Source organism: Anaerotignum lactatifermentans, from assembly GCF_016902535.1.
Taxonomy (GTDB): Bacteria; Bacillota; Clostridia; order Lachnospirales; family Anaerotignaceae; genus Anaerotignum; species Anaerotignum lactatifermentans_A.
In genome coordinates this window covers 46,219-61,948 of the sequence record NZ_JACSNY010000006.1, presented here as the reverse complement: position 1 = coordinate 61,948, position 15,730 = coordinate 46,219, and the positions used below count along the sequence as shown (strand labels likewise).

Below are 15,730 nucleotides of genomic sequence, written 5' to 3'. Positions count from 1 at the left end.
GAAAATCACGCGTCAATGGTAGAAATGCAGAGGGTGGTCTCTTCCAGTACATCCAGCAGTACGCGGACAGTATCCAGCGCGGTGAACATGGTGACGTTGTTTTCCACAGCGCACTGGCGGATTTCCCAGCCGTCGTTGTTCTGCTGGTCGGAATTGATGTCTCTGGTGTTGATGACATAGGTTACATAGCCGTGGCGGATGGATTCAATGATCTCATCACTGCCGTCACTGATTTTGCCTCTGATTCTGGTACGGATGCCGTGTTCTTTCAAAAATTCGGCGGTACCTTTGGTTGCTTCGATATTGAAGCCCAGCTCGTAGAACCGGCGGATCAAAGGCAGGGCCTCTTCTTTGTCCTTATCGGCAATGGTAGCGAATACAGTGCCGTAGTTGAGGATATGCATGCCGGAAGCCTGGAGTGCTTTGTACAGCGCGCGGTTCAGCTTGTTGTCATAGCCGATGGCCTCCCCAGTGGATTTCATTTCAGGGGACAGGTAGGTGTCCATGCCGTGGAGCTTGGAGAAGGAGAAGGCGGGAACCTTTACATACCATCTCTGTTTTTCGTCGGGATAGATGCCGAAAATGCCCTGTTCTTTCAGTGTCTTGCCCAGGATGACCAGGGTAGCGATGTCCGCCAGAGAGTAGCCTGTCGCCTTGGACAGGAAGGGTACGGTTCTGGAGGATCTGGGGTTTACTTCGATGACATAAACGTCATCCTTTTTATCTACGATAAACTGGATGTTGAACAGGCCGCGGATGCCGATGCCCAGACCCAGCTTTTTGGTGTATTCCAGAATTTTGCCCTTTGCCTTTGCGGATACGCTGAAGGTAGGGTATACGCTGATGGAGTCGCCGGAGTGTACGCCGGTACGCTCTACATGTTCCATGATGCCGGGAACGAATACGTCGTAGCCGTCGCAGACAGCGTCTACTTCCAGTTCCTTGCCTTCGATATATTTGTCAACCAGTACCGGCTGATCCTCGTTGATCTGTACGGCGGTTTTCAGATAAGTCCGCAGGGATTCTTCGTTGGCAACGATCTGCATAGCGCGGCCGCCCAGAACGTAGCTGGGGCGAACCAGTACAGGATAACCGATTTCTTCCGCTGCTTTTACGCCGTCCTCGATATTGGTTACGGCACGGCCCTTGGGCTGAGGGATTTCCAGTTCTTCCATGATTTTTTCAAAGGAATCTCTGTTTTCCGCTCTTTCAATGGCCGCCACGTCGGTACCGATGATTTTAACGCCCCGTTCCATCAAAGGCTGCGCCAGATTGATGGCTGTCTGGCCGCCCAGAGATGCGATAACGCCCAGAGGCTGCTCCATTTCCACGATATTCATAACATCCTCTACGGTCAGAGGCTCAAAATACAGCTTGTCGCTGGTGGTGTAGTCGGTAGAAACGGTTTCCGGGTTGTTGTTGATGATAATGGATTCATAGCCGTACTGCTTGATGGTGGTAACGGCATGTACGGTGGAGTAGTCGAATTCTACGCCCTGACCGATACGGATGGGGCCGCTGCCCAGTACAATGATTTTCTTTTTGTCGCTGAGGCGGGATTCGTTGCCCTCACCGTAAGTGGAGTAGAAGTAAGGGATATAGCCGCCGCAGCCGCTGGTTTCGATCATTTTGTAAACAGGGAAGAGGTTCATTTCCTTTCTCAGGTTGTAGACCTCAACCTCTTTCCAGTTCCACAGTCTTGCGATAAATTTATCGGAGAAGCCCATTTTCTTGGCAGTGGACAGGATTTCTTTATTGCCCACGTTTTCAGCCAGAACTTTTTCGTAGTCTACGATATTTTTCAATACTTCCAGGAAGTATTTTGTGATCTGTGTGGCGTCGAAGATGTCATCCAGAGAAACACCGTTGCGGATCAGCTGGGCGATGGCATAGATCCGGTCATCGGGGCTCTTTGCGATATAGGCCAGCAGTTCTTCGTTGGAGGTGTTGTCGAATTTTGCCATATGAATGTGGCAGACGCCGATTTCCAGAGAGCGAACGGATTTGAGCAGACATTCTTCGATGGTTCTGCCGATGCCCATAACTTCGCCGGTGGCCTTCATCTGTGTGCCCAGTGTATTTGCTGCTGTTGCAAATTTGTCGAAGGGGAACCGAGGCATTTTTGCAACGATATAATCCAAAGCGGGTTCAAAGTTTGCGTTTGTTTCGGAAATCTGAATTTCTTCCAGAGTCATGCCTACCGCGATTTTCGCTGTAACTCTGGCAATGGGGTAGCCGCTGGCCTTGGATGCCAGTGCGGAGGAACGGGAAACACGGGGATTTACCTCGATCAGATAGTATTTGGAGGAATTAGGGTCCAGCGCGAACTGTACGTTGCAGCCGCCTTCGATCTTCAGAGCGCGGATGATCTTCAGAGCGCTGTCACGCAGCATATTGAAGTCGGCGTCATTCAGTGTCAGGATGGGAGCCACAACGATGGAGTCACCGGTGTGTACGCCTACGGGGTCCACGTTTTCCATGCCGCAGATGGTGATGGCGTGGTCTGTGCCGTCACGCATTACTTCAAATTCGATTTCTTTGTAGCCTTTTACGCTTTTTTCTACCAATACCTGGTGTACGGGAGAGAGCTTCAGGGCGTTCTCCATGATTTCTACCAGTTCTGTTTCGTTATTGGCAAAGCCGCCGCCGGTACCGCCCAGTGTGAAGGCGGGACGCAGTACTACGGGGTAGCCGATTTCCTCCGCCGCTTTGATGGCTTCTTCAACGGAGTATGTGATGATGGAAGGAATTACAGGTTCGCCGATTTCCTGACAGAGTTCCTTGAACAGTTCTCTGTCCTCAGCCCGTTCGATACTTTCGCAGCTTGTCCCCAGCAGTTCTACCTGACATTCCCGCAGAATGCCTTTCTTTTCCAGCTGCATGGCCAGGTTCAGACCGGTCTGACCGCCGATGCCGGGCACGATAGCGTCGGGACGTTCATAGCGCAGGATCTTTGCCACATATTCCAGTGTCAGGGGTTCCATGTATACCTTATCGGCAATGGTGGTGTCTGTCATGATGGTAGCGGGGTTGGAGTTTACCAGTACTACCTCATATCCCTCTTCCTTCAGCGCAAGGCAAGCCTGTGTGCCTGCGTAGTCAAATTCGGCAGCCTGTCCAATGACAATAGGGCCGGAGCCGATAATCAGGATTTTTTTCAGGTCGGTTCTTTTCGCCATTTTGTAATTCCTCCTTAGATATATAGTAAAGTTACGGGTTGTCTTGTTTTAGGGGCTGTTCTCAAGCCTTGTCCTCCTGCCATACAATATTGCCGTGGTACATGGTCATTTTGCATTTGCCCCAGACATTCCATCCGGCAAAAGGGGTGCTTCTGCCTTTGGACAGGAAGGTCTCCGGGTCGATGGTGTAGGACTCATTCAGGTTGTAAACCGTCAGATCGGCGGGCATTCCCTCTGCCAGAGGGCTTCCGATGCCGAAGCGGCGGGATGGATTGGTATGCATCAGATGGATCAGCTGTTCTAATGTAAGAACACCTTTTTTCACCAGTTCTGTATAAAGGATGGGGAAAGCGGTTTCCAGGCCTACAATGCCCATCATACTGCCGGCCAGACCCTTGCTTTTTTCCTCAGCGGAGTGGGGAGCGTGGTCTGTGGCGATCATGTCGATGGTGCCGTCCTGAATGCCTTCCAGAAGAGCGGCCTGGTCCTCCTTGCTGCGCAGAGGAGGGTTCATTTTGAAGCGGCCGTCCTCCTGCAGATCCATATCGGTCAGAACAAGGTAATGAGGGCCTGTCTCACAGGAGACGGGCAGGCCTTCTTTTTTTGCCTGACGGATCAGCTCCACACTTTCTTTTGTGGAGATGTGGCAGACATGGTAGTCACAGCCGGTCTCCCGTACCAGCGCCAGATCCCGCTCGATCTGCTTCCATTCGCTTTCGGAGCAGATGCCCTTGTGGCCGTGGAGTGCGGCATACTGGCCGTCATGGATGTAGCCGCCCCGCAGCAGTTCGTTGACTTCGCAGTGGGCCGCTACCATTTTGCCCAGGGCATGGATCTTTGTCATGGCCTGACGCATCATATCGTCATTCTGTACCCCTCTGCCGTCATCGGAAAAGGCGCAGACATGGGGCGCCAGCGCGTCGAAGTCCGCCAGCTCCTGCCCCAGTTCCCCCTTTGTGATGGCGCCGTAGGGCAGTACCTGAATACAGGCTGTTTTTTCAATGGCCTCCAGCTGGGGCGCCAGCGTTTGGGCGGAATCGGGCACCGGCTTCAGATTGGGCATGGCGCAGATGGAGGTATATCCGCCGTGAGCCGCTGCCTTTGTACCGGTTTCTATGGTCTCTTTATAAAAAAATCCCGGTTCTCTCAGATGTGTATGGACATCAATGAAACCGGGAAAGATCACACAGCCTTCCAAATCAAAAACAACGCTGCTCCCTTCGGGTGCTGCGGTAGAAATATGGGAAATCATTCCATTATTTACAAATACGTTGGTTTTTACAAATTCGCCCTGTGTAAATACCATAGCATTGGATAAAATGTACTTCAATGTATTTCTCTCCTTTCTTCCGTAAAAGTGTTGTTAGATATTTCTTTACAAATTGTCAGTAGTATATCACAAGGATTTGGCCCTGTCAAGAATTTCTTTCTCCGAAAATTAGTCCCCCTTCATTGACAGCATATTCGAAAATATGATAGACTGAATTTGTAAAAATTAAGGAGGTTTTCTGTAACTGACGGATTCGTGGGCGACCACAGGGGAGCAGAAAACCTGAAGGAAGCAGTGCAGTGAGATTCGGTTTCGCGTAGAAGCGGACGAGGCGAACGGACGCCCTTGGCAATGTTGGATGTGTAGATGGAAAGTGACGGTGTTTTTATGAAAAAAGAAAAAAATATCGTCTTTTTTACTGTCATCGCTTTGGCGGGCTTCGGGTGTACCTGCTTTTGTCGACCGTCTGGGCAGTCCTGTTTCTAAATGATAGAATAGGACTGCCCTTTTTTCTGTGTTTTCCGAAAGGTATCTATTGTTTTTATTTTTTAGGAGGTTTATCCATGAAAAAAATTGGCATTGTAATGGGCAGTGACAGTGATCTTCCCGTACTGGAAAAGGCGATTGTAACGCTGGAAAAATTTGGCGCGCCTTTTGAGGTACATGTGTATTCCGCCCACAGAACACCTGTGGAGGCAAAGGATTTCGCGCAGAACGCAAGAGCCAACGGCTTTGGCGCCATTATTGCGGCGGCGGGCAAAGCGGCCCATCTGGCTGGTGCTATCGCGGCAAATACTACACTTCCCGTCATCGGCGTACCGGTAAAATCCTCTACCTTGGACGGTCTGGACGCGCTGCTTTCTACCGTACAGATGCCCGGCGGCATCCCCGTAGCTACCGTAGCCATTGACGGTGCGGAAAACGCGGCTCTGCTGGCGCTGCAGATGCTGGCGGTAGCGGACGCGGATCTGGCCAAAAAGCTGGATGACGCAAGAGCGGAGGCAGCTGCCAAAGTTCTGGAAAAGAACAAAGCCGTGGAGGAAAAATATAATAAATAAGCAACTCACCGCCAGCGGCGGTATTACAGCGGTCAGGAACGACCGGCCGCTTTTACCCAAAGGGAACAAGAGAACAGGAGTGTGCAAGGATGAATAAAATTCATGAAGAATGCGGCGTATTTGGTGTGTACGCCAAAGAAAAAACGACGGTAGCGTCTACGACCTACTATGGTCTGTTCGCTCTGCAGCACAGAGGTCAGGAAAGCTGCGGTATCGTTGTAAACGATGACGGCGTGTTCCAGTACCACAAGGACGGCGGTCTGGTCAACGACATCTTCACCCCCGAGATCATGGCGAAGCTGGGCGAAGGCAATATGGCTGTAGGCCATGTTCGCTATGGCACCACAGGCGCCAGTGATCGTCTCAACGCGCAGCCCATTGTTGTCAACCATATCAAAGGCAAAATGGCGCTGGCACACAACGGCAACCTGGTGAATTCCTACGAACTGCGCCAGGAACTGGAAATGGAAGGCTCCATTTTCCATACTACCAGTGATACAGAAGTTATTTCCTATATTATTACAAAAGAAAGACTGAAAGCACCCTCCATCGAGGAAGCTGTAAACCAGGCTATGAACCGCATCAAAGGGGCGTACTCTCTGGTTGTGATGTCTTCCTCCAAGATGATCGCCGCAAGAGATCCTCATGGGTTCCACCCTCTTTGCTACGGCGTGACAAAGGAAGGTACCTATATCGTAGCGTCTGAGACCTGCGCTCTGGACGCGGTCAGCGCGAAATTTATCCGTGATGTTGAACCCGGTGAAATCATCGTATTTGACGGCGATGAGATCCGTACCATCCGGGATCACATTGGCGAAGAAAAGAAACATCTGTGTATTTTTGAACATATTTATTTCTCCAGACCCGACTCTATCGTAGACGGTGTCAGCGTACATCACGCAAGAGCCACAGCGGGCGCTTGCCTGGCTATGGAGCATCCTGTACACGCGGATGTAGTTATTGGCGTGCCTGACTCCGGTCTGGACGCTGCCATTGGTTATGCCAGACAGTCCGGCATCCCTTACGGCATCGGCTTTATTAAAAACAAATATATCGGACGTACCTTTATCGCTCCCGGCCAGAAGGTGAGAGAGGATAAAGTAAGAATCAAATTAAATGTCGTTTCTGAAACAATCAAAGGCAAACGTGTCGTTATGGTCGATGACTCCATTGTCAGAGGTACCACTTCTGCAAGAATCGTAAAACTGCTGCGGGAAGCAGGCGCTGCCGAAGTACACGTTCGTTCCTCGGCGCCTCCGTTCCTGTTCCCCTGCTACTACGGCACAGACGTGGATTCCCAGGAAAATCTGATCGCGGTAAACCATACCATGGATGAGATCAAGGAGATCATCAGCGCTGACAGCATCGGTTACCTGAGCCTGGATCATCTGGGGATGCTGATGGGCGTTCCCAAAGGCGAAGGCTACTGTTCCGCGTGCTTCGACGGCAATTACCCCACAGAAGTACCTTCCGAAACCTGCAAAAACAGATTTGAATGCAAGCTCAGCGAAAGGAGAAATAAGAAATGAAAAGCCACAGCGAAAGCTACAAAGCAGCCGGTGTTGATATTACAGCGGGATATCAGGCCGTAGAACTGATGAAAAAGCACATCGCAAGAACCGTGACCGCAGGCGCCATGTCCGATATCGGCGGCTTTGGCGGACTGTTTGAAATGGATCTGACCGGGATTTCCAAGCCCGTACTGGTCAGCGGCACAGACGGCGTCGGCACAAAGCTGAAACTGGCCTTTTTGATGGACAAGCATGACACTGTCGGCATTGACTGCGTGGCTATGTGCGTCAACGATATTATCTGCTGCGGCGCGAAACCTCTGTTTTTCCTGGACTACATTGCCGTAGGCAAAAACTTCCCTGAAAAGGTAGCCTCCATTGTTTCCGGTGTGGCGGAAGGCTGTGTACAGTCCGGCGCGGCGCTCATCGGCGGCGAAACGGCGGAAATGCCCGGTTTCTATCCTGAGGATGAATACGATCTGGCAGGTTTTGCCGTTGGCGTTGTAGATAAAGACAAGATTCTGGATAACTCCACTATGACAGAAGACGACGTTGTCATCGCTCTGCCTTCCAGCGGCGTACATTCCAACGGTTTCTCTCTGGTGCGCCGTGTGCTGGATGTGGAACATGAGGACATTAAAACACCTTTGGCAGAGCTGGGCGGCAAATCCATCGGTGAAACACTGCTGGCGCCTACAAAGATCTATGTGAAGCCTATGCTGGCTCTGTTTGAGGAAGTAACCGTAAAAGCGGTTTCTCACATCACCGGCGGCGGCTTCTACGAAAATATTCCCAGAAGCATCCCCAAGGGCTTTGGCGCGAAGATCGACAAGAGCGCACTGCGGATTCCTCCCATCTTTGATATGATTGCAAAGAAGGGCAATATTCCCGAAAGAGATATGTTCAATACCTTTAATATGGGTGTGGGCATGAGCGTTGTGGTAGCGAAGGCAGATGCGGAAAAAGCCATTGAGATTTTGAAAGCCCAGGGCGAGGACGCTTATATCATGGGTGAAATCGTGAAATCCGAAGAGGGCGTGGTAATATGCTGAAAACAAAAATCGCGGTTTTTGTTTCCGGCGGCGGCACCAATCTTCAGGCGCTCATTGATGCCCAGAAAAGCGGTCTGCTGCAAAGCGGCGAGATCGCTCTGGTCCTGGCCAGCAATCACAAGGCCTACGCGCTGACCAGAGCGGCGGAAAATAATATTCCTTCCGCTGTGGTGGAAAGAAAGACATTTGCCACCCAGCTGGAGTATGAGGAAAAAGTCAAGGAAGTGCTGAAGGAGTATGGCATCGAGCTGATTGTTCTGGCGGGCTTTATGTCTATCCTCAGTGAGAATTTTACTTCCGCTTACCCCAAGCGCATCATCAATATCCATCCTTCTTTGATCCCTTCCTTCTGCGGGAAGGGGTATTACGGACTGAAGGTCCACGAGGCGGCTTTAGCCTATGGCGTAAAGGTCACCGGGGCTACGGTTCATTTTGTCAACGAGATTCCCGACGGCGGAGAGATTTTGCTGCAAAAGGCCGTTGAGGTAAAGGATGGAGATACGCCGGAAGTATTGCAGCGTCGTGTTATGGAAGAAGCGGAATGGGTTCTGCTTCCCAGAGCGACGGAACAGGTAGCGAAGGATTTGCAGAAAGGAAGATAATCATGGATATTTATAAAAGCGAGCCTATGAAAATGCTGGTAAAGGATAACCCCTATGTGGGCAGAGGCATCGTCATCGGCAAAACAGCTGACGGCAAAAAAGCGGCAGTGGCTTATTTTATCATGGGCAGAAGCGAAAACAGCCGCAACCGTATTTTTCTGGAACAGGGCGAAGAAGTGATTATCAAGCCTTATGATGAATCCAAGGTGGAAGATCCTTCTTTGATTATCTATTCCCCCATCAAAAAATGGGAAAACAACCTGATCGTTACCAACGGCGACCAGACCGATACCATTTATGACTATTTAAAGGAAGGAAAATCTTTTGAGGCGGCGCTGGAAACAAGAGAATTTGAGCCCGACGCACCCAATTTCACACCCAGAATCAGCGGTATGCTGACCTTTGGGGAAAAAGATTTTACCTATAAAATGAGTATTCTGAAAAGCGCGGACGCTGACGGCAGCGCCTGCAACAGATACACTTTCAATTATGCGGCGCTGGCAGGTCTGGGCCATTTCATCCATACCTATGCCTGTGACGGCAATCCTCTGCCTACCTTCCAGGGAGAACCGGAACGAGTAGCCATTGGAAACGACATCGACGCTTTCGCCAAAGAGATCTGGGAAAATCTGAACGCAGACAACAAGATTTCCGTTTACGTAAGATTTGTGGATCTGGAAAGCGGCGCTGTGGAAAACAGAATGATCAATAAGTATGAATAAATAAATGCGTGAGGATACAGCGGAAGAAAAGAGTTTTCTTTTCTTCCCTGTCTTGACGCTTTTTTTCACAATAGGACATTTTCCGTTTTACGGAAGAGCGTATGGAGGAGTGGATCGCTATGAAAGAATTTGAATTGAAATACGGATGTAACCCTAACCAGAAACCTGCCAAGATCTATATGGCTGACGGCGAGGAACTGCCCATTGAGATTTTGAACGGCAAGCCCGGTTATATCAACTTTTTGGATGCCTTCAACAGCTGGCAGCTGGTGAAAGAACTGAAGGAAGCCCTGGGGATGCCCGCGGCAACATCCTTCAAGCATGTCAGCCCTACATCCGCCGCTGTAGGTGTGCCCATGAGCGACGCGCTGAAAAGAGCTTGTTTTGTAGACGACATCGAGGGTCTGGATGATTCTCCCATCGCTTTGGCCTATGCCAGAGCCAGAGGCACTGACAGAATGTGTTCCTTTGGGGACTGGGTGGCACTGAGCGATGTCTGCGACGAAGTAACGGCACGGATGCTCAAAAGAGAGGTTTCCGATGGCATCATCGCTCCCGGCTATACACCGGAAGCATTGGAGATTCTCAAAAGCAAGAGAAAAGGCAGCTACAATATCGTAAAAATCGACCCTGACTATGTGCCCGAAAAACAGGAAAAGAAACAGGTTTACGGCATCACCTTCGAACAGGGCAGAAATGACTTCAAGATCGACAAAGAACTGCTGAACAATATTGTTACAGACAACAAAAACCTGACGGAAGAGGCAAAGAGAGATTTGATTATTGCCCTGATTACACTGAAATATACCCAGTCTAACTCCGTATGTTTCGCCAAAGACGGTCAGGCCATCGGCGTAGGCGCAGGCCAGCAGTCCAGAATCCACTGCACCAGACTGGCAGGCGGCAAGGCGGATGTATGGCATCTGCGTCAGCATGAAAAAGTATTGAACCTGCCGTTCCTGCCTACTGTTGGCAGACCGGACAGAGACAATACCATCGACGTATATATCTCCGATGATTATGAGGATGTTCTGGCGGACGGCGTATGGCAGACACTGTTCTCCGAAAAGCCCGAACCTCTGACAAAAGAAGAAAAGAGAGCTTATCTGGATACCATCACCGGTGTGGCTTTGGGCAGTGACGCCTTCTTCCCCTTCGGTGACAACATTGAACGGGCGGCAAAGAGCGGCGTAAGCTATATCGCGGAGCCCGGCGGTTCTATCCGTGACGACAATGTCATCGCTACCTGCAATAAGTTTGATATGGTTATGGCCTTTACCGGCATGAGATTGTTCCATCACTAAGAAGAAGCGGAGGACGAAAATATATGAAGGTTATGGTAGTTGGCGGCGGCGGCAGAGAACACGCCATCGTGAAGAAGATCAAGGAAAACCCCAGTGTGACAGAGCTGTATGTACTGCCCGGCAACGGCGGTATGGCGCAGGACGCTGTCTGTGTGGATATTGGTGCTAAGGATATTGACGGCATGGTGGCCTTTGCCAAGGAAAAAGCCATTGATTTTGCAGTGGTGGCGCCGGACGATCCTCTGGTGCTGGGCGCTGTGGATGCCCTGGAGGCCATTGGCGTGCCCTGCTTCGGCCCCAATAAAGATGCGGCCATTCTGGAAGGCAGTAAAGTATTTTCCAAAAATCTCATGAAAAAATATGGTATTCCCACAGCGGCTTATGAGGTTTTTGACAAGGCCGAAGACGCTCTGGCTTATCTGGAAACAGCGCCCATTCCAACGGTTATCAAGGCGGACGGCCTGGCGCTGGGCAAAGGCGTAATTATTGCCGAAACAAGAGAACAGGCCAAGGAAGGCGTAAAAACCATTATGGAAGATAAGGTATTCGGCGCCAGCGGTGACCACATTGTTGTGGAAGAGTTCCTGACAGGCCCCGAGGTTTCCGTTCTGGCGTTCACAGACGGCAAAACCATGATCCCCATGGTTTCTTCCATGGACCACAAGCGGGCGCTGGACGGAGACAAAGGTCTGAATACCGGCGGTATGGGTACAGTAGCGCCCAATCCTTACTATACAGAGGCTGTTGCGGAAGAATGTATGAAAACCATCTTCCTGCCTACCATGGATGCCATGAATAAAGAAGGCAGAACTTTCAAAGGCTGCCTGTACTTTGGTTTGATGCTGACACCCAACGGCCCCAAGGTGATTGAATATAACTGCCGTTTCGGCGATCCCGAAACACAGGTGGTTCTGCCGCTGCTGGAAAGCGATCTGTTGACCATCATGCAGCATATTGCCAAAGGCACATTGGCGGAGGCGGAAGTGGAATTCAGCAAAAAATCCGCCTGCTGTGTTATTATGGCGTCGGAGGGCTACCCCGGCAAGTATGAGACAGGCTATGAGATCACACTGCCCGCGGATTCCAGCCGCATTTTTGTGGCCGGCGCAAAAATCAAGGACGGCAAACTGGTGACCGGCGGCGGCCGTGTACTGGGTGTGACAGAAGTAGCGGATACACTGGCGGAGGCTGTGGACAAAGCCTATGCAACGGTAAAAACCGTAAGTTTCGCAAACGCGTATTATCGGAAAGATATTGGTAAAAAAGCCCTTGCGGCGGAGGTGTAACATCTATGGTTTATCGAATTTATGTGGAGAAAAAACAGGGCCTTCAGACAGAAGCGGATGGTCTGAGAAGTGATCTGGTAAATCTGCTGGGCATCAAAAATCTGACAGGTCTGCGCCTGTTGAATCGTTATGATGTGGAGCATATGGAAAAAGAGCTGTTTGACTACTGCACAACAACAGTTTTTTCTGAACCCCAGCTGGATGATGTGCTGACAGAGATTCCTCAGGACGGCGCGAAAGTATTCGCTGTGGAATTCCTGCCCGGTCAGTTCGACCAGAGAGCCAACTCCGCGGCGGAATGTATTCAGATTATTTCCAAGCAGGAAAGGCCTCTGGTAAAGAGCGCCAAGGTTTATCTGCTCTATGGCGATCTCAGCGACGCGGACGTGGAAGCCATCAAGAAATATGTCATCAACCCTGTGGAATCCAGAGAAGCGTCTCTGGAAGAAGCGGCTACACTGGAAATGGTATATGATATCCCCACTTCCGTAGCCGTGCTGGAAGGCTTCCGCCAGATGGACGAGGCGGCTCTGGCCCAGTTTGTGGCGGATCAGGGGCTGGCTATGGATCTGGACGACATCAAGGTTTGTCAGGCTTACTTCCTGAGCGAAGAAAGAGACCCTACTATTACAGAAATTAAAATGATCGACACCTACTGGTCCGATCACTGCCGTCATACCACGTTCCTGACTACCATCGACAAAGTGACCTTTGAAGATGAGCTTTTGCAGGGCGCTTATGATGAATATTTGAAAACAAGAGAAGCCATTGGCAGAACAAAACCCATCAACCTGATGGATATGGGCACCATCGTTGCCAAATTCCTGAAACAGCAGGGCAAGCTGGATAAGCTGGATGAATCCGAAGAAATCAATGCCTGCACAGTAAAAATGGATGTAAAAGTGGGCGACAGAACAGAAAAATGGCTGCTGCTCTTTAAAAACGAGACACACAACCATCCGACGGAAATCGAGCCTTTCGGCGGCGCTGCGACCTGTGTGGGCGGCGCTATCCGTGACCCTCTCAGCGGCCGTTCCTATGTATATGCCGCTATGCGTGTGACCGGCGCCGGCAATCCGCTGACTCCCGTTTCCGAAACACTGAAGGGGAAACTGCCTCAGCGTAAAATTGTTACAACTGCGGCAGCGGGCTACAGCTCTTACGGCAACCAGATTGGTCTGGCCACCGGTCAGGTAGACGAAATCTACCATGACGGCTATGTGGCGAAGAGAATGGAGATTGGCGCTGTTATCGGCGCGGCTCCCGCGGAGAATGTACGAAGAGAACGTCCTGTGGACGGCGATATCGTCATCCTGCTGGGGGGCAGAACCGGACGTGACGGCTGCGGCGGCGCAACAGGCTCTTCTAAATCCCATACTATGGAATCTCTGGAAAGCTGCGGCGCGGAGGTACAAAAGGGCAACGCTCCCGAAGAAAGAAAACTCCAGAGACTGTTCCGCAACGCGGAGGCATCCCGTCTCATCAAACGCTGCAACGACTTTGGTGCTGGCGGTGTATCCGTTGCCATCGGGGAACTGGCAGATGGTCTGGAAATCAACCTGAACGCTGTTCCCAAGAAATACGAAGGTCTGGACGGCACAGAGCTGGCCATCAGTGAATCTCAGGAACGTATGGCTGTCGTTGTAGCGGCAAAAGATGTGGAACGCTTCAAGGAACTGGCTTACAGCGAAAATCTGGAGGCTACCGTTGTGGCGGAAGTTAAGGAAAATCCTTATCTGGTTATGTACTGGAACGGTGAGAAGATTGTTAATATCTCCCGTGAGTTCCTGAACTCCAACGGGGCGGAAAAACATATTGAAATCGCTCCCGACGCACCCAAAGCCTTTGATAAGGAAATCAAAGGAGACTTCAAAGAAGCCTATCTGGAAATGGCGGGAGACCTGAATGTATGCTCCAAGCGAGGACTGTCCGAACGCTTTGACTCCACCATTGGTGCAGGTACGGTACTGATGCCCTTTGGCGGCAAGAACCAGAGAACACCCATTCAGGCCATGGTAAACAAGGTTTCCATGGAAAAAGATACAGCGGAGACCTGTTCCATGATGGCATGGGGCTATAACCCCTTTATCGCCGAAAAGAGCCCTTACCACAGCGCGTATCTGGCGGTTGTGGAATCTGTGGCAAAACTCATTGCTACCGGCGCGAAATTTGAGGACGTATATCTGTCCTTCCAGGAATATTTTGAAAAACCCATGAAGGACCCCAAACGCTGGGGCAAACCCATGGCGGCTCTCTTGGGCGCGTTCATGGCGCAGAAGGGTCTGGAGATCGCCGCCATTGGCGGCAAGGACTCCATGAGCGGCACCTTTGAGCATATCGATGTTCCGCCTACATTGGTTTCCTTCGCTGTAACAACAGAAGATACTAAAAATATTATCTCTCCTGAGTTCAAGGGAGAAAATCACAAGGTTGTATGGCTGAAGCCGGTATACGATAAAAACGGCCTGCCTACGGCGGAAAGCCTGAAAGCCCTGTTTGCTCAGGTGAATGACCTGATGCGTGCCGGCAAGGTATGCGCGGGCTATACCCCTACCTATGGCGGCGTGGCAGAGGCTGTGCTGAAAATGGCTATGGGCAATGACATCGGCTTTGCTTATGCGGACGGCCTGAGTCAGGAAGACATCTTTGGCTACGCTTATGGCTCCTTTATTCTGGAACTGAATACAGAGGACGAAGTGGGCCTGCTTCTGGGACGTACCGGCGGCAGCGCCATCACAAAAGACGGCGTTTCTATCCCTCTGACAGAGCTGTATGACGTATACGAGGGCAAGCTGGAACCGATTTACTCCTGCAATATTGCCACAGAGAAGAAGGAGATCCCTGCCTTCTCTTACCATGCGAAAACCGTGGCAAAACCCCGGATGCAGTTCGCAAAGCCCAAGGCTCTGATCCCTGTATTCCCTGGCACCAACTGCGAATATGATTCCGCTAAGGCCATGGAACGGGCAGGCGCGGAAGCGGAGATCTTCGTTATCAACAACCTGTCGGCGGCTGGCATCGCAAATTCCGTAGAGACCTTTGCGAAAAAACTGCGTGACAGCCAGATGATTTTCATTCCCGGCGGCTTCTCCGGCGGCGATGAACCTGACGGCTCCGGCAAGTTTATTACAGCCTTCTTCCGCAATCCGGAAATCAAGGAAGAAGTGACCAGACTGCTGGAGGACAGAGACGGTCTGATCTGCGGTATCTGCAACGGCTTCCAGGCGCTCATTAAACTGGGGCTGGTGCCTTACGGCAAGATCATCGACACAGACGAAAACTGCCCGACACTGACTTATAATACCATCCACAGACACCAGTCCAAACTGGTACGCACCCGTGTGGCGTCTAATCAGTCTCCTTGGCTGACCAACGTACAGGTAGGCGATATCTTTACGGTGCCTATTTCCCACGGGGAAGGCAGACTGCTGGCGGACGAGGCGCTGCTGCGTCAGCTGGCGGAAAACGGCCAGCTTCTGACACAGTATGTGGATGATAAGGGCAATCCTACTTATGATATTCAGTACAATCCCAACGGCTCCGCGCTTGCCATCGAGGGTCTGCTGTCTCCCGACGGCCGCGTTCTGGGTAAAATGGGTCATTCCGAGCGTATCGCTGACGGTCTGTACCGCAATGTACCCGGCGAGTTTGATATGAAACTGTTCAAATCCGCTGTGGAATACTGGAAATAATCAAAATAAACACTTTTGGAGAGGCACCTTCCAGACATGGAGGCCTCTCCATTT

The 15,730-nt window shown here is 51.0% G+C and carries 10 protein-coding genes; 8 read left to right on the top strand and 2 right to left on the bottom strand.

Features of this window, described 5'->3' with window-relative positions:
- Positions 1-5: 5 nt before the first annotated feature.
- Complete coding sequence (gene carB / locus H9X84_RS06275) at positions 6-3,179, bottom strand: carbamoyl-phosphate synthase large subunit (protein WP_205133458.1); 3,174 nt, start codon at positions 3,177-3,179, stop codon at positions 6-8.
- A gap of 61 nt (positions 3,180-3,240) precedes the next feature.
- On the bottom strand, positions 3,241-4,509 hold the full coding sequence (locus H9X84_RS06270) for a dihydroorotase (protein WP_243423579.1): 1,269 nt from the start codon (positions 4,507-4,509) through the stop codon (positions 3,241-3,243).
- 503 nt (positions 4,510-5,012) lie between these two features.
- Here H9X84_RS06270 and purE point away from each other — a divergent pair.
- The 8 genes from purE (at position 5,013) to H9X84_RS06230 (ending at position 15,676) form a co-directional block, all read left to right on the top strand.
- Positions 5,013-5,507 (top strand): 5-(carboxyamino)imidazole ribonucleotide mutase, encoded by a 495-nt coding sequence (gene purE / locus H9X84_RS06265; protein ID WP_205133457.1) that lies wholly within the window; start codon positions 5,013-5,015, stop codon positions 5,505-5,507.
- A gap of 89 nt (positions 5,508-5,596) precedes the next feature.
- Entirely contained in the window at positions 5,597-7,036 is a 1,440-nt protein-coding gene (gene purF, locus H9X84_RS06260) for an amidophosphoribosyltransferase (RefSeq protein WP_205133456.1), read from the top strand.
- Positions 7,033-8,070 carry a phosphoribosylformylglycinamidine cyclo-ligase gene (gene purM / locus H9X84_RS06255; protein ID WP_205133455.1) on the top strand — a complete coding sequence of 346 codons (1,038 nt, stop codon included), beginning with the start codon at positions 7,033-7,035 and terminating at the stop codon, positions 8,068-8,070. Before purF ends, purM begins: the two co-directional genes overlap by 4 nt.
- Positions 8,064-8,672, top strand: a complete 609-nt coding sequence (gene purN / locus H9X84_RS06250) for a phosphoribosylglycinamide formyltransferase (RefSeq protein ID WP_205133454.1) — start codon at positions 8,064-8,066, stop codon at positions 8,670-8,672. The genes purM and purN overlap by 7 nt, the downstream gene beginning before the upstream one ends.
- 2 nt (positions 8,673-8,674) lie before the next feature.
- A complete protein-coding gene (locus H9X84_RS06245) occupies positions 8,675-9,394 on the top strand; it encodes an IMP cyclohydrolase (RefSeq protein ID WP_330612282.1) in 720 nt (239 codons plus the stop codon).
- 119 nt (positions 9,395-9,513) lie between these two features.
- The gene (locus H9X84_RS06240; RefSeq protein WP_205133453.1) at positions 9,514-10,698 is read left to right on the top strand and encodes a phosphoribosylaminoimidazolecarboxamide formyltransferase; all 1,185 of its coding nucleotides are present in this window, start codon (positions 9,514-9,516) and stop codon (positions 10,696-10,698) included.
- Between the two features lie 23 nt (positions 10,699-10,721).
- Positions 10,722-11,984, top strand: a complete 1,263-nt coding sequence (gene purD / locus H9X84_RS06235; protein WP_205133452.1) for a phosphoribosylamine--glycine ligase — start codon at positions 10,722-10,724, stop codon at positions 11,982-11,984.
- Positions 11,985-11,989: 5 nt separating this feature from the next.
- Positions 11,990-15,676: a phosphoribosylformylglycinamidine synthase gene (locus tag H9X84_RS06230; RefSeq protein WP_205133451.1), complete on the top strand. Its 3,687-nt coding sequence runs from the start codon at positions 11,990-11,992 to the stop codon at positions 15,674-15,676.
- The last annotated feature ends 54 nt before the right edge of the window (positions 15,677-15,730 follow it).

Excerpts from the sequence above, each read along its gene's own strand:
- purD (WP_205133452.1), top strand. The coding sequence starts at position 10,722 with ATGAAGGTTATGGTAGTTGGCGGCGGCGGCAGAGAACACGCCATCGTG.
- purN (WP_205133454.1), top strand. The coding sequence starts at position 8,064 with ATGCTGAAAACAAAAATCGCGGTTTTTGTTTCCGGCGGCGGCACCAAT.
- carB (WP_205133458.1), bottom strand. The coding sequence starts at position 3,179 with ATGGCGAAAAGAACCGACCTGAAAAAAATCCTGATTATCGGCTCCGGC.
- purE (WP_205133457.1), top strand. The coding sequence starts at position 5,013 with ATGAAAAAAATTGGCATTGTAATGGGCAGTGACAGTGATCTTCCCGTA.
- H9X84_RS06230 (WP_205133451.1), top strand. The coding sequence starts at position 11,990 with ATGGTTTATCGAATTTATGTGGAGAAAAAACAGGGCCTTCAGACAGAA.
- purM (WP_205133455.1), top strand. The coding sequence starts at position 7,033 with ATGAAAAGCCACAGCGAAAGCTACAAAGCAGCCGGTGTTGATATTACA.
- H9X84_RS06240 (WP_205133453.1), top strand. The coding sequence starts at position 9,514 with ATGAAAGAATTTGAATTGAAATACGGATGTAACCCTAACCAGAAACCT.
- H9X84_RS06245 (WP_330612282.1), top strand. The coding sequence starts at position 8,675 with ATGGATATTTATAAAAGCGAGCCTATGAAAATGCTGGTAAAGGATAAC.
- purF (WP_205133456.1), top strand. The coding sequence starts at position 5,597 with ATGAATAAAATTCATGAAGAATGCGGCGTATTTGGTGTGTACGCCAAA.